19 protein-coding genes and 1 pseudogene are annotated in these 20,228 nt (G+C 74.6%); 8 read left to right on the top strand and 12 right to left on the bottom strand.

All coding sequences use genetic code 11. From position 1 onward, the window contains the following. The first annotated feature begins 45 nt into the window (after positions 1 to 45). Complete coding sequence (locus ACZ6J5_RS09000) at positions 46 to 1,506, top strand: lipase/acyltransferase domain-containing protein (protein WP_469389248.1); 1,461 nt, start codon at positions 46 to 48, stop codon at positions 1,504 to 1,506. Between the two features lie 5 nt (positions 1,507 to 1,511). On the opposite strand, the gene ACZ6J5_RS08995 is transcribed toward ACZ6J5_RS09000, so the two are convergent. Next, positions 1,512 to 1,727 carry a hypothetical protein gene (locus ACZ6J5_RS08995; RefSeq protein ID WP_469389246.1) on the bottom strand — a complete coding sequence of 72 codons (216 nt, stop codon included), beginning with the start codon at positions 1,725 to 1,727 and terminating at the stop codon, positions 1,512 to 1,514. A 64-nt stretch (positions 1,728 to 1,791) separates the two neighbouring features. Further along, positions 1,792 to 2,613: an isocitrate lyase/PEP mutase family protein gene (locus ACZ6J5_RS08990; RefSeq protein ID WP_469389244.1), complete on the bottom strand. Its 822-nt coding sequence runs from the start codon at positions 2,611 to 2,613 to the stop codon at positions 1,792 to 1,794. 187 nt (positions 2,614 to 2,800) lie between these two features. Here ACZ6J5_RS08990 and ACZ6J5_RS08985 point away from each other — a divergent pair, with 187 nt between their 5' ends. Both ACZ6J5_RS08985 and ACZ6J5_RS08980 read left to right on the top strand, forming a co-directional pair. Next, positions 2,801 to 3,322, top strand: coding sequence for an EF-hand domain-containing protein (locus ACZ6J5_RS08985; protein ID WP_469389243.1), 522 nt, complete (start codon positions 2,801 to 2,803; stop codon positions 3,320 to 3,322). Positions 3,323 to 3,667: 345 nt separating this feature from the next. Then, positions 3,668 to 4,651, top strand: a complete 984-nt coding sequence (locus ACZ6J5_RS08980; protein ID WP_469389241.1) for a hypothetical protein — start codon at positions 3,668 to 3,670, stop codon at positions 4,649 to 4,651. Positions 4,652 to 4,655: 4 nt separating this feature from the next. Here the strand turns inward: ACZ6J5_RS08980 and ACZ6J5_RS08975 are convergent, their stop codons facing one another. Together ACZ6J5_RS08975 and ACZ6J5_RS08970 are read right to left on the bottom strand one after the other, a co-directional pair. Next, complete coding sequence (locus ACZ6J5_RS08975) at positions 4,656 to 5,429, bottom strand: HutD/Ves family protein (protein ID WP_469389239.1); 774 nt, start codon at positions 5,427 to 5,429, stop codon at positions 4,656 to 4,658. Between the two features lie 57 nt (positions 5,430 to 5,486). Continuing rightward, complete coding sequence (locus ACZ6J5_RS08970; protein ID WP_469389237.1) at positions 5,487 to 6,677, bottom strand: cytochrome P450; 1,191 nt, start codon at positions 6,675 to 6,677, stop codon at positions 5,487 to 5,489. A 182-nt stretch (positions 6,678 to 6,859) separates the two neighbouring features. Between ACZ6J5_RS08970 and ACZ6J5_RS08965 the strand changes: the two genes are divergently transcribed. Next, positions 6,860 to 7,591, top strand: a complete 732-nt coding sequence (locus tag ACZ6J5_RS08965; protein ID WP_469389235.1) for a GbsR/MarR family transcriptional regulator — start codon at positions 6,860 to 6,862, stop codon at positions 7,589 to 7,591. A gap of 94 nt (positions 7,592 to 7,685) precedes the next feature. On the opposite strand, the gene ACZ6J5_RS08960 is transcribed toward ACZ6J5_RS08965, so the two are convergent. After that, positions 7,686 to 8,222: a hypothetical protein gene (locus ACZ6J5_RS08960; protein ID WP_469389233.1), complete on the bottom strand. Its 537-nt coding sequence runs from the start codon at positions 8,220 to 8,222 to the stop codon at positions 7,686 to 7,688. Between the two features lie 172 nt (positions 8,223 to 8,394). Between ACZ6J5_RS08960 and ACZ6J5_RS08955 the strand changes: the two genes are divergently transcribed. After that, positions 8,395 to 8,937: a GNAT family N-acetyltransferase gene (locus ACZ6J5_RS08955; protein ID WP_469389230.1), complete on the top strand. Its 543-nt coding sequence runs from the start codon at positions 8,395 to 8,397 to the stop codon at positions 8,935 to 8,937. A gap of 5 nt (positions 8,938 to 8,942) precedes the next feature. Here the strand turns inward: ACZ6J5_RS08955 and ACZ6J5_RS08950 are convergent, their stop codons facing one another. The 3 genes from ACZ6J5_RS08950 to ACZ6J5_RS08940 all read right to left on the bottom strand — a co-directional run bounded on the left by ACZ6J5_RS08950 (position 8,943) and on the right by ACZ6J5_RS08940 (position 11,763). Next, the gene (locus ACZ6J5_RS08950; RefSeq protein ID WP_469389228.1) at positions 8,943 to 9,872 is read right to left on the bottom strand and encodes a crotonase/enoyl-CoA hydratase family protein; all 930 of its coding nucleotides are present in this window, start codon (positions 9,870 to 9,872) and stop codon (positions 8,943 to 8,945) included. A 74-nt stretch (positions 9,873 to 9,946) separates the two neighbouring features. Continuing rightward, entirely contained in the window at positions 9,947 to 10,630 is a 684-nt protein-coding gene (locus tag ACZ6J5_RS08945; protein ID WP_469389226.1) for an ABC transporter ATP-binding protein, read from the bottom strand. Then, a complete protein-coding gene (locus ACZ6J5_RS08940) occupies positions 10,627 to 11,763 on the bottom strand; it encodes an ABC transporter permease (RefSeq protein WP_469389224.1) in 1,137 nt (378 codons plus the stop codon). The genes ACZ6J5_RS08945 and ACZ6J5_RS08940 overlap by 4 nt, the downstream gene beginning before the upstream one ends. Positions 11,764 to 12,034: 271 nt before the next feature. On the opposite strand from ACZ6J5_RS08940, the pseudogene ACZ6J5_RS08935 reads away from it, so the two are divergent. Continuing rightward, positions 12,035 to 12,487, top strand: a pseudogene (locus ACZ6J5_RS08935) (GNAT family N-acetyltransferase); the annotation flags it as partial. Positions 12,488 to 12,565: 78 nt separating this feature from the next. Here ACZ6J5_RS08935 and ACZ6J5_RS08930 read toward each other — a convergent pair. Further along, complete coding sequence (locus ACZ6J5_RS08930) at positions 12,566 to 12,982, bottom strand: RNHCP domain-containing protein (protein ID WP_469389222.1); 417 nt, start codon at positions 12,980 to 12,982, stop codon at positions 12,566 to 12,568. 26 nt (positions 12,983 to 13,008) lie between these two features. Further along, a complete protein-coding gene (locus tag ACZ6J5_RS08925) occupies positions 13,009 to 13,416 on the bottom strand; it encodes an RNHCP domain-containing protein (protein WP_469389220.1) in 408 nt (135 codons plus the stop codon). Between the two features lie 393 nt (positions 13,417 to 13,809). On the opposite strand from ACZ6J5_RS08925, the gene ACZ6J5_RS08920 reads away from it, so the two are divergent. After that, positions 13,810 to 14,403, top strand: coding sequence for a TetR/AcrR family transcriptional regulator (locus tag ACZ6J5_RS08920; RefSeq protein ID WP_469389218.1), 594 nt, complete (start codon positions 13,810 to 13,812; stop codon positions 14,401 to 14,403). A gap of 53 nt (positions 14,404 to 14,456) precedes the next feature. After that, positions 14,457 to 15,167 (top strand): tyrosine-protein phosphatase, encoded by a 711-nt coding sequence (locus ACZ6J5_RS08915; protein ID WP_469389216.1) that lies wholly within the window; start codon positions 14,457 to 14,459, stop codon positions 15,165 to 15,167. Between the two features lie 82 nt (positions 15,168 to 15,249). Here ACZ6J5_RS08915 and ACZ6J5_RS08910 read toward each other — a convergent pair whose 3' ends face one another. Then, positions 15,250 to 18,342 carry a tetratricopeptide repeat protein gene (locus ACZ6J5_RS08910; RefSeq protein WP_469389214.1) on the bottom strand — a complete coding sequence of 1,031 codons (3,093 nt, stop codon included), beginning with the start codon at positions 18,340 to 18,342 and terminating at the stop codon, positions 15,250 to 15,252. After that, complete coding sequence (locus ACZ6J5_RS08905) at positions 18,343 to 20,211, bottom strand: HSP90 family protein (RefSeq protein ID WP_469389212.1); 1,869 nt, start codon at positions 20,209 to 20,211, stop codon at positions 18,343 to 18,345. Positions 20,212 to 20,228 lie beyond the last annotated feature (17 nt).

Here is a 20,228-nt window from a genome sequence, read left to right as displayed (position 1 = left end):
GCGGGCGGGGCCCGCCGGGGACGGAAGAGAGCGGAGAACCCTCACATGGACCACGACCTGGTCGTCTTCGTACCGGGCATCCTCGGCACGCGGCTGACCCGCGACGGCAAGGACGTCTGGAACCAGTCGCTCCAGGCGCTGCTCGGCCTGCGCGGGCCGGGACGGGCGCTGGCGGGCCTGACGCTGCCGCCGGGCATCGGCGACGAGGCGCCGGAGGGACCCTGGGTGCTGGGCGCCGACCGGCTGCTGAAGAGCCCCGAGGCGCTGCCCGGATTCGTCGCCAGCATGGGCTACCCCGATGTCCGGGCCGCCCTCGGCCTGACCGGACCCGGCGGTGGCCCCGGCGGTGGCCCGGGCCGCGAGCCGCATCCCCGGCAGTACCTGGCGTTCCCGTACGACTGGCGGCTGTCGAACCGGCTCACGGCGCGGCGGCTGCGCGACCGGGCCGAGTCGGCGCTGGCCGAGTGGCGGGAGCTCGCCCCCGGCGTCTACCCGGAGGCACATGACGATCCGCCGAAGCTGATCCTCATGTGCCACTCCATGGGCGGGCTCGTCGCCCGCTACTACCTGGAGTGCCTGGGCGGGCGCGACCACACCCGCGCGCTGGTGACCCTGGGGACGCCGTTCCGGGGTGCCGCCAAGGCGGTCCGGGTTCTCACCGGTCACGCGCTGGAGCCGGGGAACACCGTCACCCGGGCCTTCGAGCGGGCGCTGTCGGTCAACGAGCGGCTGGCCGGGCTCGCGCGCTCGTTCCCGTCGGTCGCCCAGCTCCTGCCCCGCTACGAGGCGGTGCTCCGCGAGGACGACGACCGGCGGCGGCTGCTGACCCGGGTGCCCGTGCCGGACCTGCCGACCGGGCTGGTGGAGGAGGCGTTCGCGTTCCACCGGGACATCGACGAGGCCTGGGAGCGCCACCAGGCGGGACGCGCCGCGCCGCCGTACCGGGTGCACTGTTTCGCCGGCCGGGCGCACCCCACCGAGCACGGGGTCGTGGTCCGCGCCGACGGAACGCTGGAGTTCACGACCCGGCTGGACAACGACGGGGACTGGAGCGGCGACGGCACCGTGCCCGCCGGGTCGGCCTTGGCCGCGTGGACGCTGGAGCGGGAGGACGAGGCGCTGTGGAACGGCGAGCGGCACTCCGGCATGGCCGGCGCCGAGTCCCTGCGGCATCAGCTCGGCGCCGTCCGGCGCGGCAGGCCCGCCCGGCTGATGCTCGACGGGGACACCGCGTTCGGCCTCCAGGTGCCGGAACTCGCGGCTGCGGGCGCCCCGTTCACGATCCGGGCGACGGGCCCGGCGGTCACCGAGCGCACCCTGCGCGCCCACCTCGTCCCGCCCGCCGGCCCGGCTGCCGCAGCCCCGGAAGCGGTGCCGCTGCTGCCGGACGGCACGGGCGGCCTGACCGCCGAACTGACGGCTCCCGCCGGGACCTGGGTGCTACGGGTCGAGGCGGACCGCCCGTACGGGGTCTGCCACGAGGTGGTGACGGTCGCGGAACGGTGAGCGGGCTAGGGCTCGGACCGCTGGGGCCGCTCGGACCGCTGGAGGCGCTCGGACCGCTGGAGGCGGCGGAGCTCGATGGCCTTGCGCACGCCGTCGACGACGAGGCCGGTCCCGGCGAGGACGGCGAAGATCGAATAGGGCGACGGCAGGCTGTCGGCCAGGTACAGGGCGAGCAGGATCGCCCCCACGACGAGGGAGACGCACGCCTGTCCCAGCTTCACGATCACTTCTCCTGTTTCCCGGTGCGCGGCAGGTACGAAAGGGATGGTACGGGACGAAAGTGAGCTACGGGGAAGCCGGCGGGGTCGCCAGGAAGCCGAAGGTCCCGCCGCTCGCCACCTCCTCGGCCGCCGCGCGGCCCGCGCCGGGCGCCCGGGCCTCGGCCCGCGCCAGGGAGGAGCCGAGGCTCACGCGGCGGGCGCCGAGCGCGGCCAGTTCCGCGACGCTGCCGACCGCGCGGCTCGCGAGCACGTTCACCGGCCTGCCGACGGACGCGCACACGGAGCGGATCTCCGCCGCGCCCGGGAGACCCGGCGCGTAGAGGACGTCGGCACCGGCCGCCTCGAAGGCCTGGAGCCGGGCGATGGTGTCCGCGAGGTCGTCCCTCCCGTACAGGTGGTTCTCCGCGCGGGCGGTGATCACGAACGGGAACGGCAGCGCCCGCGCCGCCGCCACCGCGGCCTCGACCCGCTCGACCGCCTCGCCGAACGGGCGGACCGGCGCCGCCGGGTCCCCGGTCGCGTCCTCGATCGAACCGCCCGCCAGACCGGCCGCCGCCGCGAGCCGGATCGTCTCGGCCACCTCGTCCGGTGTGGCGCCGTAGCCGCTCTCCAGGTCCGCCGTGACCGGGAGCGTGGTCGCCGCGGCGATGGCCGCCGCGTTGGCGAGGGCCTCGGCGCGGGTGATCAGGTTGCCCGCGTCCGGCCGGCCCAGCCCCAGGGCCAGCCCGCCGCTGGTCGTCGCCAGCGCCGGGAACCCGAGGCCGGTCAGCATCACCGCCGACTCGGCGTCCCAGGCGTTGGCGACCACGAACACACCCCACTCGTGCAGCCCCCGGAACACCGCGCCCTTCGCCGCCCGGTCCGCCCCGCCCACCCCGTCCGTCATACGCCTCTCCGCTCCGCTCGTCTCTGCTCGTCTTCTACTCGTACGCGATCGTCACGTACGGCGACGCTACCGTCCGGGTCTGACACTCGGCTCCCGGCTCCCGGTACTCCAACCCCGCCCGCACGTTAGGAGGTCCGAAAGGCTTGATCGACACCGGAACAGCACCGGTCCGAGGAAAGGTGACGACATGTCGGACGAGGCGAAGCGCCGTATCTTCGCGATGCTCGACGCGGACGGCGACGGGGTGATCACCCGCGACGAGTACCTTGCCCGCGTCGACCGCGCGGCCGCCGCCTGCGGGCGTGGGGCGCGGGACCCGCTGGTCGGGGTGGCGCGCGCGGCGCACGAGGAGGTGTTCCGGCAGATGGACGGCGACGGGGACGGCGGGGTGACCTTCGTCGAGTACCGCGACTGGGCCGGGCACGAGGCCTTCGAGGGGTCCTGCCGCCCCGCGCTCGGCTCCCTCTTCGACCTCGCCGACCTGGACGGCGACGGGCGGCTGGACGCCGAGGAGTTCACCCGGCTCCGCGCGGCGACCGGGAACAGCGCGGACGGTGCCGCCGCCGCGTTCGCCGTCCTGGACGCCGACGGCGACGGAGCCGTGGACCGGGCCGACTACCTGGCCGCGATCCACGACTTCCTCACCACCGGCTCCTCCCCCATGGCCGACGCCTACCGGCCCGGCGAGCGGGAACTGTCCCCTGGGTGACGCGTGCGGGTGACGCCAGGGCTCGGGCACCTGGCGGGAGCACGGCGGCCACGGTCAGCGGCGCGGCCCAGGGCGCGCCGCTGTCGGCGAGGCGCCGGGGCCGGGGCCGGGGCCACCCGGGTGGTGCGACCGCCGCCGGCGTCCAGCCGAGCTCGACGAGCGCCTGGGCGACGACGAGACCGGAGCGGTTGTGGCCGGAGTGGTCGGGCTCAGGAGCCCCTCGGCCCTTCTGGCGCGTCCTCATCCCGGCGCCCTCCCCTGATGTCCCTGCTCCGCCCGAGGCTCCGTCCAAGGAGCGAACCCCTGTCCGCGCGGAGTGTCCGTGCGCGTCGTTACAGTCGGCGGATGACGAAGACCACCCCCGGCCGGCCCTTCCCCGTGGAGACTCTGTTCCCCGAACTCGCCCCCTACCGGGCCCGGGCGACCCGGCTGCATCCCCGGCCGGGGCGGCCCGGGATGCGGGACAGTCACGTCGGCGGGCCGATGCTGTGGCCGGACGGGGAGCCGTGGCCCGTCTGCGACGGTCCGCACGCGCCCGTGACGGAGGGGTACGCGCCCGAGGAGATCCGCCGGGCCCGCGCGTCCGGCGAGCGCCCCGGGAAGCGGACGCGCGCCGCCGGGGACGGTGCGCCTGAGGCCGTGCCGTTCATGGGGCTGGCCCAGCTCTTCCGCCGGGACGTGCCCGGGCTGGCGGCCGGGCCCGGCGACGCTGATCTGGTGCAGCTCTTCCATTGCCCGCTGGAGCACGACCCGCAGGAGGCGCAGCCCTGGCTGCTGCGGTGGCGACGCGTGGACGAGACCGAGCGGGCGGGCGGCTTCCGCGCGGCCACGGCACCGCCCGAGGTCCCCTTGCTGTCGTGGCCGGACGAGCTGCCCGTGCCGTGCGTCCTGCACCCGGAGGAGGTCGACTCCTATCCGTGGGCCGAGGGCGACACGCTGCCCGCCCCGCTCATCGCCCGCATCGACGCCTGGGACGACGCCCAGACGGCCGCCCACGGCCGGGACGCCGTCAGCTACCAGTACGACCTCTCCATCCCGCCCGGCTGGCGGGTCGGCGGCCACCCGAGCTGGGCGTCCACGGGGCCGCTGCACCTCGGGTGCGAGGCGTGCGCGGCCCCGATGCGGCTCCTGCTGACCGCCGACGGCCGCGAGACCGGCTCCCCCGCGCACACGTGGCTCCCGGTCGAGGACCGCGAGCACGCGGCGCGGGAGGACACCCGCCGTGGCGTCCTCCAGCCCACCGGGCTGCGCTTCGGCCGCGACCATGACCTGCACGTCTTCGTCTGCCCGGCCGACCCCGGGCATCCGCCGGAGTGGGTGCTCTCCTGACGGCTCAGCCGGCCGGCGCGATGTCCGCCCACAGGGCCGCCGCGTCGGGAGAGAGCGGGATGAACGCGGTGCGGCCGCCCGGCTCCGTCCCCATCCCCATCCTTGCCGTCGTCCCCGTCCCCGTTCCCGTTCCCGTCCCCGAATTCGTCGCCGCATTCGTCGCCGCGCTCGCCTCTGAATCCAGCTCCGTCTCGTCCCACCACAGGCCCTGCCCCTGCCTCAGCGGCTCGCCTCCGGGTCCTGCCGCCGCACCCGCCCCCGGGTCCGTCCGCCACGTGCCGCTCAGCACGTACAGCAGGCCCGCTCGGCCCGGGGCGAACGGCTCGGCCCGGGCCGTGATCCGCGCCACGCGCGCCGTCCACCGGCCCCGCCGGGCCATGACGTTCAGCACCCGGCAGGGGCCGCCGGGCAGGCGGGCGTCGAGCGCGAGGTCGCCGGAGAACGCGAACGGATCGCCCGTGACCGCTACCAGCCGGTCGAACTCCCCCGGTGCGCTGAGGCGTACGCCGTCTCCCGCCAGCAACGTGAGCGTGCGGTCGACTCCGGGGAAGGCCGAGAACGGCCCGTCCGCGTCGATGTCCGCCACGCTCGCCCGCCACCCGAACTCCTCGCCGTCCGCCGGGCGTGCCGCGATCTCGCGCGTCGCCCCGCCGCCGTTCCGCCACCGTCCGGCCGCCAGGGCTTCGACGTCGAAGCGGGTCGGGCCACCGGCGAGGCGGCCAGCGCGGTCGGTGCGGCCAGCGCGGTCGATGCGATCGGTGCGGTCGGTGTCGTTCATGCGTGCTCCCGGCTGATGGCGGATCAGCGACGAATGATCCCAGACGTCCGCCCGCCGTCACGCGTCCCAGGTGACCGGCAGGCTCTTCACTCCGTGGATGTCCGCCGCCTCCGGGCGCAGCACGACCTCGTCCGCCGGTACCGCCAGGCGCAGGGTCGGGAAGCGGCGGAGCAGCGCGGAGAACGCGACGCGCATCTCGATGCGGGCCAGCTGCGCGCCCAGGCACAGGTGCGCGCCGTGACCGAAGGCCACGTGGCCGCCCGCGTCCCGGCCCAGGTCGAGCCGGTGCGGGTCCGGGTAGCGCTCGGGGTCGCGGTTGGCCGCGTGGTAGGAGAGGACGACCGTCGTGCCGGCCTCGATGGTCCGGCCCGCGAGCTCGACGTCCACCAGGGCGGTCCGCATGAAGGACTTGGCGACGGTCAGGTAGCGGAGCAGCTCTTCGACGGCCCGGTCGGCGAGCGCGGGGTCGGCGCGCAGCGCGGCGAGCTGGTCCGGGTTCTGGAAGAGGGCGAAGGTGCCGAGCGACAGCATGTTGGCGGTCGTGTCGAACCCGGCGGCGAGCAGGACCAGGCTCATGCCCCTCAGCTCCTCGTCGCTGAAGTCGCCCTCGGTGAGCTCGCTGAGCACGTCGTCGGTGGGATGCGCGCGCTTGGTGACGACGAGTCGGGCCAGGTACTCCTGGGTGGCGGTGTAGGCGGCGATCAGCTCCTCGTCGCTCGTCGCGCCGCCCATGAACAGGTCGACCTGCTCCTGGAACGAGTCGCGTTCCTCGTACGGCACGCCCAGCAGTTCGCAGATGATCTGCGTCGGGATCGGCTTGGCGAAGGCGGTCACCAGGTCCGCGGGCGGGCCCGTCCGCTCCATCGCGTCCAGGCATTCCTCGGTGATCTGCTCGATGCGCTCGGTCAGCATCCGCATCCGGCGGGCCGTGAACCGCCCGACAAGCGGCTTGCGGTAGCGGCTGTGGAGCGGGTCGTCGGTGAGGAGGAACTCTCCGGGCGGGGCCGGCGGTATCTCGAAGTCGACGACGTTGATGAGCTCCTTGCGGGAGCTGAACCTCGGGTCGGCGAGGACCGAGCGGGTCAGCTCGTGTCCGGTGACCATCCAGCCGGGCTTGCCGCCGGGGTGGACGTACCGGCTGATCGGTCCGTGCGCGCGGGCCTCGGTGAGCACGGCGGGCGGGTCGAAGGGGCAGCCGGCCGGGCGCTCCGCCGGCAGCGGCGGGACGGTGTGGACGGACTCGCTCATGGCCATTCCTCATCTCGCGACATGACGTGTTCGGCTCTCTTCAAAAGCTACGTTGCATTCACATCCCGAGCAATCAATGAAGTAAGTAATTCCAGCTCAGCGCAGCTAAATTGATGCAATGACGCTGCGGCCGAACGCAATAAGACGTTGCAATGACATCGAGCGAAGGCAATACTGGCCCGATGCCAGGAGGACGGTTGACCCAGCAGGAGCGCCACCGGATCGCGGCCGGTCTGGCCGGCAGGCTCTCCTACGCCGAGATCGCGCGGCGGCTCGGCCGCCCGACGTCCACGATCAGCCGCGAGGTGACGCGGAACGGCGGCCCCGGCGCGTACCGGCCCCAGCAGGCGCAGCAGGTGACGGCCCAGCGAGCCCGGCGCAGCACCCCCGCGCCCTTGCCTCCATACGCGGGCGGCCCGTCGGCACCGGGCACGGCCACCGGGACGAGCACGGGTGCGGGCATCGGCACGCCCGAGGCCGAGACCGAGGCGGAGATCGTCGAACTGGCCGTCCGGTCGGGGATGCCTCGGATGACCGCGCGCGTGCACGTGGACCTGCTGATGTCCGAGGACGGCCGGCGCACCGCGGCCGAGCTCACGCGCCGCCTGCGGGTGAGTCCGGCGTCGGTCTCCGTCGCCGTCAGGTTCCTCGTCGAGAACGGCTACGTCCGGCGCGAGCGCGATCCGCAGCGGCGGCGCGACGTGTACGTCGTCGACGACGACGCCTGGTACCACTCGATCGTCATCAGCGCCCGCCAGACGCTGGAGGTCGCCGAGGCGTCGATAGCGGCGGCGGACCGGCTCGGACCCGACCACCCCGCCGCCCTGCGCATGGCACGGGCGGGCACGTACCTCCAGCAGGTCGTCCGGGAGATGCTGGCTTCGGCCGACCGCTGGCGCACGCTCCTCTCCTGATGGGAAGCGGCCGTCGCCCATGCGCCGGTGAACGCCGGGCCGGGCCGGACCGCGCCCGCTCGCTCGCCTGACCGCCCGTCCACCCGCCCGCTCGTCAGGCCTCGTCCACGCGGGACAGCGCGTCGGCGATGAGGCGGGTGGCGAACTCCCGGTCGTCGGCGATGCGGTTGATGTGCTCGGCGAGGAGGAAGGCCGTGGCCTCCAGGGGGTTCATCTCCTCGCTCGTCCAGTCGCCGTACTGCTTGCGCCACAGGCTGGGGCTCAGACCCGTGCCCGCCGCGACGACGAGGCCGGCCATCGTGGGGATCGCCTCGGGGCGGACGCTCTTGGGCATCGAGCGCATCGCGGCCACGACGCCCGGGACCACGTACTCGATGACGTCCTTGTCGTGCTCCTCGTGGGCGTGCCGCAGCCATTTCATGAACATGAAGATGACCGTGCAGGTGCCGTCCAGCAGGTCCTGCACCTCGACCGGGCCCAGGGAGGCCGTGTACTGCCGGATCAGGCGCTGCTGTTCGGGGTCGGGCAGGGGCCGGTCGTCGTAGACGGACTTGAGCCGGGAGTCGATCACCATGAGCGCGCCGCCCACGTCACCGGCGGGGGCGTACTTCGGGTCGCAGGGCGATGACACAGGATCCTCCTCCGTGACCGCGGAACGCTGCGCGGCATGTGCCCGCACGGTAGACCGGCGGAAAGCCCCGGGCCGGGCGATTCGGTGAAGACCACCCGCAAGGAGACGCGCACGCGGCGTCCGGCGACTTAATCGATTGCCGGGGGCTGAAACGGTCGGATAGGAATCCTCCATGATCCGAGGCAAGAGAATCGCATTGCGGGCCCGGCACGCGGAAGACATCCCGGTCCTGCGGACCGAGCTCTACGACGACGTGGTCAACTCCTCGCGCTCGGAGTCCGGTCCATGGCGCCCGGTGTCGCCGGACTCGCAGGACCCGCGGCTCGCGGTCGACGAACTGAAGGAGCGGTACGTGCCGTTCTCCGTCGTCGACCTGGAGGGCGGGACGCTCGTCGGCAGCGCCTCGCTCTGGGGCATCGACACCCACAACCGTCTCGCGCACCTCGGTGTCGACATGCTGCCCGCGTGGCGCGGCAAGGGGTACGGGACCGATGTGGTGGCGGTCCTGTGCCACTACGGCTTCGTCGTGCGCGGGCTGCGCCGGCTGCAGGTCGAGACGCTCGCGGACAACGAGGCGATGCTCCGCGCCGCCGAGCGCAACGGCTTCGTGCGCGAGGGGGTACTGCGCTCGTCGGCGTGGGTGCTGGGCGAGATCCTGGACGAGGTGCTGCTCGGGCTGCTCGCCGAGGAGTGGCGGCCCCGCCCGGACGCGTAGGCCGGTCAGCGGCCCGCATCGGGCCTGCCGGCGCCCTCGCCTTCCTCGCCTTCTCTGGCTTCCTCGGTGTCCGGGGACGGGCAAGCGGGCGTGCCCCCGCCGGTGTCGTCGAAGGCGCCGTGCCGTCCGGCCCCGGACGCGAAGCGCGCGGCGCCGGAGAGGGTCTCGCCCGCCGACAGGGGCACCATGCCGTGCCGTAGTTCGGCCGCGAGGGCCTCGGTCTCGGGCAGGCCGTGCTGGCCGCGCACGGAGAGGCGGTCGTGGCGCAGGCAGAGCTGGGGGAACGCGGCTATCCGGCGGGCGAGTTCCTCCGCTGCGGCGCGGGCGCGGCCCGGCGGCACGAGGCGGTTGGCGAGCCCGATCTCGTACGCCTCGGCGGCGTCGACCGGGCGACCGGTGAGGATCAGGTCCATGGCGCGGCTCTCGCCGATCAGGCGCGGCAGCCGGACCGTACCGCCGTCGATGAGCGGGACGCCCCAGCGGCGGCAGAAGACACCGAGGACGGCGTCCTCCTCGACGACCCGCAGGTCGCACCAGAGGGCTAGTTCGAGGCCGCCCGCGACGGCGTGGCCGGAGACGGCGGCGATGACGGGCTTGGAGAGCTCCAGCCGGGTCGGCCCCATGGGCCCGTCGCCGTCGGGCGCCACGCGGTTGCCCCGCTCGGTGCCGACGGCCTTGAGGTCGGCGCCCGCGCAGAACGTCCCGCCCTCTCCCCACAGCACGGCCACCGAGGCGTCGTCATCGGCGTCGAACGCCCGGAAGGCGTCGGCGAGCTGACGGGCCGTCGGTCCGTCGACGGCGTTGCGGGCGGCGGGCCGGGAGAGGATCACGGTGGTCACCGGCCCGTCCCGCTCGACGCGGACCGCAGGGCCGGGGCCGAGGCCGGGGCCGGGAGGGGTGCACGCCGGTGCGGGCGGCGCGGGGATGTCGGTCATGGCGGCATTCTCACGCGCCGCGCACACGGCGCGCACGCCCCGGCCGCCAACGGCGGCCGAAATCCCTTCCCGGGCTAGGGGACGGCGGACAGATGTGCCGCCGCGTGGTGCCGCATGTCCGTGACGGAGTCCGCCGTGTTCGTCACCACCGGGTCGTGGGTGGCGACCACGGTGACGCAGCCGTGGCGGCGGGTGGTGTCGGCGATCAGGGTGGTGAGGGCCTCCGCACGGGCGCGGTCGACGGCGGCGGTGGGCTCGTCGACGAGCAGGAGTTCCGGCTGGAGGAGCAGGGCGCGGGCGAGGGCGACGCGTTGGCGTTCGCCGCCGGAGAGCTGGTCGGGGCGGTGGCGCAGGCGGTGCTCCAGGCCGACTTCGGCGAGGAGTTCGCGGGCGCGGGCGCGCAGGGAGCGGGGCGGTCGGCCCGTGAGGGAGGCGGCGGCCAGGAGCTGCTGTTCGGCGGTGAGCCCGGTGAGGAGGTTGCCGCTCTGGAACATGTAGCCGATGCGTTCGCGGCGGGCCCGCGCGCGCTCGCGGTCGGTGAGGGCGGCGAGGTCGGTGCCGTTGAGGAGGACCTGTCCGTCGTCCGGGCGGAGCAGGGCCCCGGCCACGGCCAGGAGGGTGGACTTGCCGGAGCCGGAGGGGCCGACGAGGGCGGTGAGGGCGCCCGGTTCGAAGCGGGCGGTGACGGCGCGCAGGGCAGTGGTGCGGGAGTCGCCGCTGCCGAGGGTCACGGTGATGTCGTGGAGGTCGAGGCTCATCGGGCGGCTCCCAGCATGGTCATCGGGTCGACGGTGGCGACGCGGCGCAGGGTGAGGGCTGAGCCCGCGAGGCCGACGAGCGCCACGGCGGCCATGGTGGTCGCGAGGGTGCTCGCGGGGAGGCTGAACGGGACCTGTTCGCCGACGAGGAGTCCGACACTGGCGGCCAGGGCGGCGCCCGCCGCGGTGCCGGCGGCGACCACGACGGCGGCCTGGGCGAGGGTGTGGCCGAGCAGGCGGCGCCGGGAGGCGCCCATCGCGCGCAGCAGGGCGAGTTCGGGGGTGCGCTGGACGGTCCAGACGGCGAAGAACGCGCCGACGACGAGCGGGGCGATGAGGAAGAGGAAGCTCTGGATGGAGGTCATGGTCAGGCGTTCGCCCTCGAATCCGGGGGCCGCCGTGAAGGCCTCCTCCAGGGGGACGGTCCTCGTCCCGTCGCGCCGGTCGGCCGCCGCGAGAGTCCCGGGGTCGGCGTCCTCGGGGAGCCGGAGGGCCAGGGCGCTGTACTGGCGCGGGAGTTCGGCGGGCGCGGTCGTCGCACCGGGCACGGTGAAGCGGATCCGGCGCCAGGTGTCGGTGGTGACGTACGCGACGGGGACATGGCCGTAGGAGGAGCGGCCGGTGGTGCCGAGCACGGTGAGCCGGATGCCGAGGCGGTCGACGGCGAGGGTGTCGCCGATCCGTATGCCCTCGTTGACGAGCTGACGGGAGACGACGATGCCCAGAGGGCGGGCCGGGTCCAGGCGGTCGCCGGCGTCGGCGCCGGGGTCGATGAAGGAGCCGGGCTCGACACCGAAGGCGGCGAGGTCGACTTCGGCGCCCCGGCCGGTGGTGCCGCGGGTGAGGGTGACACCGAGCGGGGCGGCCTCGGCGGCCCCGCCGACGCGGCCGGTCCGGTCGGTCCCGGTGCGCGGCGGGTCGATCAGACCACGGGCGAACTGGTCGGAGTCCGGGCCCGCCGCGAAGGCGATGTGGGTGGCGGGAAGCCTGCGCAGGGCCGAGACGGTGTCGTCGCCGAGGCCGGTGGTGAAGCCGGAGACGATGCCGACGAGGGCGGCGACGAGGACGACGACACTGCCCATCAGGAGGAAGCGGCCCCGGGCCGCTCTCAGTTCCAGCAGGGCGAGGAACACGGTGTTCCCTCCAAGGTCCGAGATGGGATAGCTGGGCTGGATGAGGTGGGTGAGGTGGGATGCGATAAGGGGAATGGGGGCGCCGGGACGTTAGGGACGGTGCGTCCCTAACTCGGCGAGCTCACGATAGACGATGGCGACGGTGCGTCCCTAAGGGGGGTGCCGATCACGAATATCGGTTGACCCTCTGGCGGGGGCCGGACGCACTCGGGGCGGGCGGGGCACCACCACGGGGCTTCCGCGATCAGGGGAGGCCGCAGCACTCACGCACATCCGCGCCACGACCAGCGATGACCACGACGTCTTCGTCGACACCCTCCACACGGCGTTCGGGCGCTTCCCCGAGGCGGCCCCCGACGAGGACGGCGGCGGGGTGTGGCGGGCGGCGCTGGCGATGGACCGCTGCCTGTTCGCCCTCGCCCCGGAGGACGCGCGGCCGGTCGGTACCGCCGGGGCGTACGGGTTCGAGCTCACCCTCCCCGGCGGCACCCTCGCACCGGCCGCCGGGATCACGGCGGTCGGTGTGCTGCCCCCCTCGCCCCGGCGCCGGGGCGTGCTCAGCGCGCTGATGCGGCACCGGCTCGCCGACCTGCGGGAGCGCGGGGAGTTCCTGGCGGTGCCGCCGGCTTCCCAGGCGCCGGTCTACGGCCGCTTCGGCTGCGGACCCGCCCCCCATACGCGCCGGCTGACGGTCCAGCGCCACGAGGCCGCCTTCGCGGGACCTGGGCACCCCTCCTTCCGCACCGAGCGGCCCCCGTACTGCCTCCCCTGGTTCTGAGCGGGACCGAGGGGCCGGGGCCGGTCACAGGGCGAGAAGGGTCTGGCCCGTCGGTTTCGGGGCGGCCAGGGGTCTCAGCGCCAGGCGCAGCAGGGCGAGCGGGTTGTCGTCCCCCGCGACGCGGTTGGCGCTGAGCTCGTCGCAGGAGGCGCACTGGTGGATGATCATCCACTCGCCGTCCGGGCGGGCGGACAGGCCCAGCGCCACCATCCGGCCGTGGCACTCCGCGGCGCGGTCGCCCGGGACCCTGCGGTCCACGTGCAGGCTGGCGAGGCAGTTGGGGCAGTGGTTGCGGTGCGCGGTGCCGGGCGCGTCCAGGGACACGTCGAGTCGGCAGGACACGCAGCGGAAGTCGTGGGCCCGGTGCCGGCCCTGGGTGTGCAGGACGTCCTTGCGCCGCTGGGGACGGCGCCGTCCGCGACCGGTGTTGTTGCGCGACATGGCGGGTGCTCCTTCTCTCCGGGCGGTCAGAGGGTTCCGAACGCTTCGAGCGGGAAGGGCGGTTGGGCCAGCGGGCGGACCGCGATGCGCATGAGGATGAGCTGGTTGTCGTCGGTGTGGACCGGGTTCGAGGTCAGCTCGTCGCAGCGTACGCAGCGGTGGATGACCCTCCAGTCGCCGGTGCGGAGCACGGCGATGGCGATCGGCGACATCCGGCCCGCGCAGTCGGAAGGACCGCCCTCGACGTGGTCGAGGACGTGCCGGGAGCGCAGACAGGACGGGCAGTGGTTGCGCGGGGCGCCGTCGGGGGCGTACGCGGACACGGCCAGTCCGCACCAGGCGCAGGCGAAGGTACCGAGGCTGAGGGTGTGGGTGAGCGTGTGGGTGGTGCTGGAGTCGGTGGTGCGGGAGTTGCTGGAGGTGTGGCTGGACACCCGGTGCTCCTTGCTGAGAGGTCGTCATGACAGCAAGAGCAGGCCGAGCGGCCTCGTCAGGAGTCGGCCCGGGGCCGCGAGACGGCGGCGGGCGGGCAGGACGGAACACCGGAGAACACGTCCGGCAGCCGCCGGCGAAGACGGGCGGCAGGGAACAGCGGACGGTTACGCGGCGTGGCGAGGCGCACTCGGCGCGGTCCGGGACATCAAGACACCCTCTTCTTCGGGCGTGGAGGCCCTGGAGCGAGAACGGATCGTTGCGACCCCCGCAGGCTAACAAGGCACCGGGCGGGGCCGTCAACGCATTAAACGCCGCCCGCCCCGCGCCGCCCGCCGTCCCCACACCGCCCGCCCTCCCGTCCCTGCGCCGCAGGCCCGGCCTAGACTGGGTCCGTGCCCAAGATCCACGCTGCCACGGTCGCCGACCACCGCACCCAGCAGCGTGCCGCCCTGCTCGACGCCGCGCGGGAGCTGCTCGCCGAGGGCGACGCCTCCCGGGTCACGTTCGCCGAGGTGGCACGCCGCACGGGGCTGGCCCGCAACAGCGTCTACAAGTACTTCCCGGACCGGCAGCACCTGCTGACCGAGGTGGTGCGGGAGGCCGCGCCGCGCTGGACCGAACGCATCCGCGCCGCGCTGGCCGCCGCCGGGGACGCCCCGAGCGACCGGGTCGCCGCCTATGTCAACGCCCAGCTGGAGATGGTCCGCGACGGCGAGCACCGGGTCGCCCGCGCCTCCGCCGACGCGCAGGACGCCGCCGCCCTGCGCGCGGGCGCGGACGAGGCGCACCGGGCGCTGCTCGAACCGCTCGTCGCGGCCCTGGCGGAGCTCGGCGACGACGCGCCGCTGCTCACCGCGCGCCTCCTCCAGGGCTTCGTGAACGCCGCGACGACCGCGCTGGAGGGCGGCGCCGACTACGCGACGGTGACCGCCCGTGCCGTACGCCTGGCCGTCGCCGCCCTCGACGGGGTGCCCGGCGCGCCGTGACGCGGGGGCCGGGCCCGGCCGGCCCCGGTGAACGCGCAACGTACAGTGAGCCGATGAGGACCGATGGGGTGGGAACAGCGGCGCCGGTCGGCGTCGACGGCGTGCGGAACCTCCGGGACGCCGGCGGACTCGGAGGACTGCCTTCCGGCGTCCTCTACCGGTCCGGCGCGTTGCACGCGATGTCCGCGGCGGGCGCCGACGAGCTGGTGGGCCTGGGGGTGCGCGCGGTCGTCGACCTGCGCAGCCGGCCCGAGGTCGCCGTCCGTCCGGACGCCCTGCACGGGGCGGCGATCCGGCATCTGCATGTTCCGGTGTTCACCGAGCGGCGCTGGCCGCAGGAGCAGATGGAGCTCTACCCGGCGATGGCCGAGCGTTCCGGCCGCGCCGTACTGACCGTGCTGCGGCGGCTGCGTGCCGGGGGCGACGGTGCAGTACTGGTCCACTGCGCGTCGGGGAAGGACCGGACCGGTGTGGTGGTGGCGCTCGTGCAGACGCTCTTCGGGGTGCCCGAGGCGGAGGTGACCGCCGGCTTCGTGCGCTCCAACACCGAGCTGGGCCTGTCCGTCGCGGAGTCGTCGGGCCCTCGGGGGCACCACGCCCTGCCGGTCTCGGCCGGGCACCTGAGCCGCGCGCTCCTGTGGATCCGCAGCCACCACGGTTCCGTGGCCGGCTACCTCCGCACACAGGGCGCCACGGAGGAGGACCTCGCCGTGCTGCCCGCCGCCGGGGCGTCGGCGGGCCGTCCGCCGGTGTCTCCGTACTGATGCGAGCCGAGGGGGAACGGTCTGTTCCCGTCCTGAGGTGAGCCGAGGGGGGAACGGGCCGTTCCCCCCTCGGCTCAGCGGCCTAGCGCGACAGGTACTCCTGCCGCAGCGCGTCCAGGATGTGCGCCGCCTCGTCCAGGCCCGCGTGGCGGCAGCGGGCCGCGGCGGCGGTGAGGCGGGTGATGGCGTCGTTGAACCTCTCCAGGCCGTTGCCCTCGATCAGGGCGGCGATCCGTACGGCCTCGGCACGCGGGATCTCGCCCTGCTCCCCGCCCTCCTCGTGGGCGCCGATCGCGGCCTCCGCCGCGACGAGCGCCTCGTCGAAGCGGCCGGCTTCGGCGAGGACCCGGGCGCGCCGGTAGAGGACGGAGCCCGTCTCGTACCAGACGGGGAACTCCGCCTTCCCCTCCGCCGCCGCGGCGGCCACGAGTGCGTCCGCGCGGGCCAGGTGCTCCAGCGCCGTCTCGACCCCCTCGGCGTCCCGGGCCGCCATCGTCAGGCGGGCGAACTCCCGCATCATCTCGGCGATGACCGGCGGGTTCGGCTCTTCGGCGTGTGCCTCGACGGCCCGCTCGTACGCCGCGTCGGCCTGCTCCCAGCGGTCGGCCATGGCCAGCGTGGTCGCGGCCTCGGCGGCGACCAGGGTGTGGACGTACCGGTCCTCCTCCCACGCCGCCACGCTGTCCGCGAGCCGCAGGAACTCGGTGGCCGAGGCCAGGTACTCCTCCAGCTCCCGCAGCCCGCGCGCCAGGTTCAGGCGGGCCTGGGCGAGGACGCGGTCGTCGAGGCCGGTCGTCTGCTCGTCCGCGAGGACCGATTCGAGCACGGCGACCGCGTCGGCGTGCCGCCCGTCGCCCGAGAGGACGTCGGCGAGCCGCAGCCGCGTCTCGGACGCCTCCTCCTGGTCGTCCGCCTGGTCGAAGCGCGCGGCCGCCTCCGACAGGTGCCGGACGGCGCCCGTGGTGTCGCCGAGGTGCGAGAGCGCGTGCCCGAGGATGGCGTACGTGGGGGCCAGCGGGAAGTCGGTCTCGTCGTACCGCACGGCGTCGGCGATCGCCTGGTGCAGCAGCTCCACCGCCTCCTCGCGCTGCCCCCGGCCCATCAGGACCTGGGCGAGCAGGGCGCGCGGGCGCGAGCCGCGCCAGGGCCGCCCGGCGGCCTCCACCAGCTTCAGGGCCTCGCGGAGCTCCGATTCGGCGCTCTCGAAGTCGCCGTTCCGGGCGCTCAGGTCCGCGATGTACTGCCGTGCGTTGGCGAGCTGGTGCGGAACGGCCAGGCGCTCCGCCTCCGCGCTGAGGACGCCGACGCTCTCGTCGAACCGGCTCCGCACGGCCTCGGGCACCTCGGGGAGCCCGCGCAGCACGCCCTTGTAGGCGGCGAACGCGTGGCCGCTCAGCACCGAGAGGTACTTGAGGGCCCGCTCCCGGCCGACCTCGTCGGCGGAGCCGGTCTCCCCCTCCCCCGGGTGCTCGCCCGAGAACGGAGCCCGCGTCTTGAGGAGCTCCGCCTCGGCCAGGAAGCCGTCGAGGCGGGCCCACATGGCGGACTCGTCCGACGCCGTAGCCGTGGCCGAAGCCGCAGCCGTAGCAGGCACCGTCGCCGACGCCGTGGCCGCCTCCTGCCCCTGCTCCGCCTCCGAGCCCGGCTCCCGCTCCGAGCCCGGCTCCCGCTCCGCCCCCGGGCCCTGCCCCGGCTCGTCCAGCTTGGTGCCCCAGGCGACCGCCCGCGTGCGTACGGAGAGCTCGTGCCAGCGCATCCCGAGCCCGCCGAACAGCTCGGCGGCCCGCTCCATCTCGACGACGGCCTCGTCGTCGCGGTCCGCGTTGCCCAGCTCGGCGGCGCGGTGTTCGGCACACTCCGCCTGGAGGAGCGCCTCCGGGCCGAGGTCGTCGGTGTGCCCGGCCGTGCCGGCGGCGACCCGCTCCTCCACGGCCGTCCACAGCCGGTCGGCCGTGGGGTGCCCCTCGGCCGACAGGCGGCGGGCCTCGCGGACGAGGGCCGCGTAGTCGTCGGGGACCGCGACCGCGGCGCTCTTCGGCGGCGCGGGCTTCGGCGCGGTGCCGGCCGCGGCGGGCGAGCGCAGGCCCAGCGGCAGCGGGGCGTCGACCAGCGGCTTGCGGGCGAGCCGTTCGGCGCGCCGGTCGCCGACGGCGGTCGTGCCGTTGCGCGCGTCGAAGGCAGCGGCCAGCCGGTCCTCTTCGGCACGGACGTGGGCGAGGAGTCCGGCGGCCGTCCAGGAGCGGCCGGGCGGGCCTGCGACGACGGTGTCCGCGTGCCCGTCCTCGACCAGGCGGGCGACCAGCACCTCGACGCCGGTGAGGAATTCGAGGTGGGCGAGCGGGGCGCCGGTGGCCTCGAACAGCGGCCGGTTCTCCGCGAGAATCTCCAGGCCGCGGCCCTCGTTGCGGGACAGGGCGCAGAACTCCAGGTGGAGACCGACCTCCTCCTGGGTGCCGGTGCCGCCGCGGACCTGCCGGTAGCCGGTGAGGTGGTGGGAGCGGACCTCGTCGGTGCGGCCCTCGCGGAGCAGCGACAGCAGCACGCGGGCCTGGCTGGCCTGCGGCTCCTCGCTGCAGGACTGGGCGCCCGCGAGGACGGGGCCCCAGCTGTCGACGGCCGAGGCGTCGTCGCCGGCCAGCACCTGGTGCCAGGCGAGGTGGCGGGTCTCGCAGGCCTCGCAGTCGCTGAGCCGGGTGCGGCCGCGGGTCGCCCACAGGTCGTACGCGTCGGGGACGTCGATGCCGGTGTGGGCGGCGACGTGGTAGCGCATGGCGGCCACCGGCTGCATGCCGTGCCCGGCCGCCTCGTAGCGGGAGCGCATCCGGTCGATCCAGGCGTGCACGGTGGCCAGCGGCACCTCGGGGACCTGGAGGAGCGAGGTGGTGACCCACTTGAAGCGCCAGAAGACCTGGTGGGCCTCCCAGTCGCTGAAGGACTCGGGCGCGGTGTCCCACAGTTTGAGCAGCCGGGCGAAGACGACGGGCGACTTGCGGTGCTCGCCGGTGTACTCGTACGCCGTCATCAGTTCGAGCAGCGCGGTGATGAGCATGTCGGGCTTGTCGAAGGGCTCGGCCGCCTCGACGAGCTCCTCGGCGGTGACGGTGCGGTGCAGACCGTGCGGGCGGTCGTGGTTCTCCCGCAGCGCTTCCAGCACGGCCTCGGGGGTGTCCAGCATCTACAGTTCCTTCCGGGGCTCGGTGCCGGGTGCTTCGCCGCCCGGGTGGTGCATGGCGTGGGTCAGCAGCCCGATGAACGCGCGGTTGAGCAGGGCGCTCTCGCTCGCCTTGAGCGGGCGGCGGCTGAGCAGCAGGGCCTGCCCGTACAGCGCTTCGGCGGTCGTGACGGCCAGTCCGCGCTCGGCGATCGTGATCGCCTGGCGGACCAGCGGGTTGAGGTGGTTGAGGACGAGCTGCGCGCGGGGCGTCTCGTGCCGCAGGGAGCCCAGGATGTCGGCCCACAGGCCGTCGCTGTCGGCGGCGAGGTGGGACCGGGTCCGCTCGTGGCGGGCCTCGCGGTTGTCGAGGAGCAGCGCGGGGGCGGTGACGGGCTGGAAGTCGCGCAGGACGACGTCGCAGTCGTGGATGGCGACGGTCTCGCGCGCGACGGCGAGGAACCCGGCGGCACGGAGTTCGGCGGTCGGGTCGACGGCGTCCAGGTGGGCGGTGACGGTGGCCGGGTCGAGGTCGGTGACGCTCGTGCCGGGCCGGATCTCGGGGAGCCGGTGCACCAGGTCGCGGTCGTAGGTGTAGCCGCCGTTGACGACGCCGAGCCCGGCGGCGGAGGCGATGGGCGCGACCTGGCGGAACTCCTCGACGCTCCGGGTGACCAGGAGCGTCGGGTGGGTCCGCGCGAACTCCTCCAGGGTGACGTTGCCGTCGGTGGTCTCGAAAGGCAGCCAGGGCAGCACGATCCGGAGCAGCTCGTCGTCGTAGCGGGCGAGCGCCTTCACCGCGAGGTGGTGGGTGTCGATGAACCGGTGCAGCAGGGCCGGGTCGCTGGCGGCGAGTCCGGTGAGCCAGTCGCGGATCCGCTCGCCGAGGGCGTCGCGTACGGCGGACAGGGTGCCGTCCTCGTACAGCGACTCCCGGGAGGCGGTGGGCCGCAGGCTGGTGGTGTCGACGACGCAGCGGACGAAGAAGGCCCAGTCCGGCAGCAGTTCGGGGGCCTGGTCGGTCAGCAGCATCCCCTTGAGGTGGACGCGGTGGCCGGCGCGCTGGGCCGGGCTCACGGCGGTGGGCAGCACGTACGCGACGCCGCGCAGGCCGGCCGCCGGGAGGTCCAGCTCGATGGTGTCGAGCGGGGTGAAGTCGAAGAGGGCGCGGCCGTATTCGGCCAGTGCCTCACGCCGGGCCAGCGGGGAGCGGTGGGTACGGTCCCAGGGCGGCGTCTCGTTGACCCGGTGGCTCTCGCCGCGCGGGCCGACGACGGTGACCTCGTGCCGCAGCAGTCCGCCGTAGTGGCGGGCCAGCTCGACGACCCGCTCGGGGCTCGTCCACTCGGCGTTGTCGACGCGCGGGACGAGCCGCACGGTGGTGCCGGGCTCGGGTACGGCCGAGGCGGGCAGGGTGCGGATGGTGTAGCGGCCGTCGGAGTGGCCGCGCCATTCGACGGCGGGTGCGCCGGGGTCGGCGGCGGACCGGGTGAGCACGGTGATCTCGTCGGCGACCACGAAGCAGGCGAGCAGGCCGATGCCGAACTGTCCGATGAACTCCCCGCGCGCCGCGTCGAGCCCGGCGCCGTCGAGGGCGCCGTCGGGGGTGCGCTTGGAGCTGCGCCCGATGGTGGCGAGGAAGCGGTGGACGTCGGCCTCGGTCAGCCCGACGCCGGTGTCCGTGACGGTGAGGGTGTCACCGGTGCGCACGGTGATGCTGCCGTGCGCCGACGGGTCCAGTGCCTGGCGGGCGGTGATGGCGTCGACGGCGTTCTGCAGCAGTTCGCGCAGGTAGACGCGCGGGCTGGAGTAGAGGTGGTGGGACAGCAGGTCGACCAGGCCGCGCAGGTCGACCTGGAAGGTGTGCGCGGTCTCGGCGTCGGAAGGGGACAACGGGCGAAGTCCTTCAC

The organism is Streptomyces sp. NPDC042100, from assembly GCF_055582325.1.
Note: the sequence above shows the minus strand (reverse complement) of the source record. Positions and strands in the feature narration are given on the sequence as shown.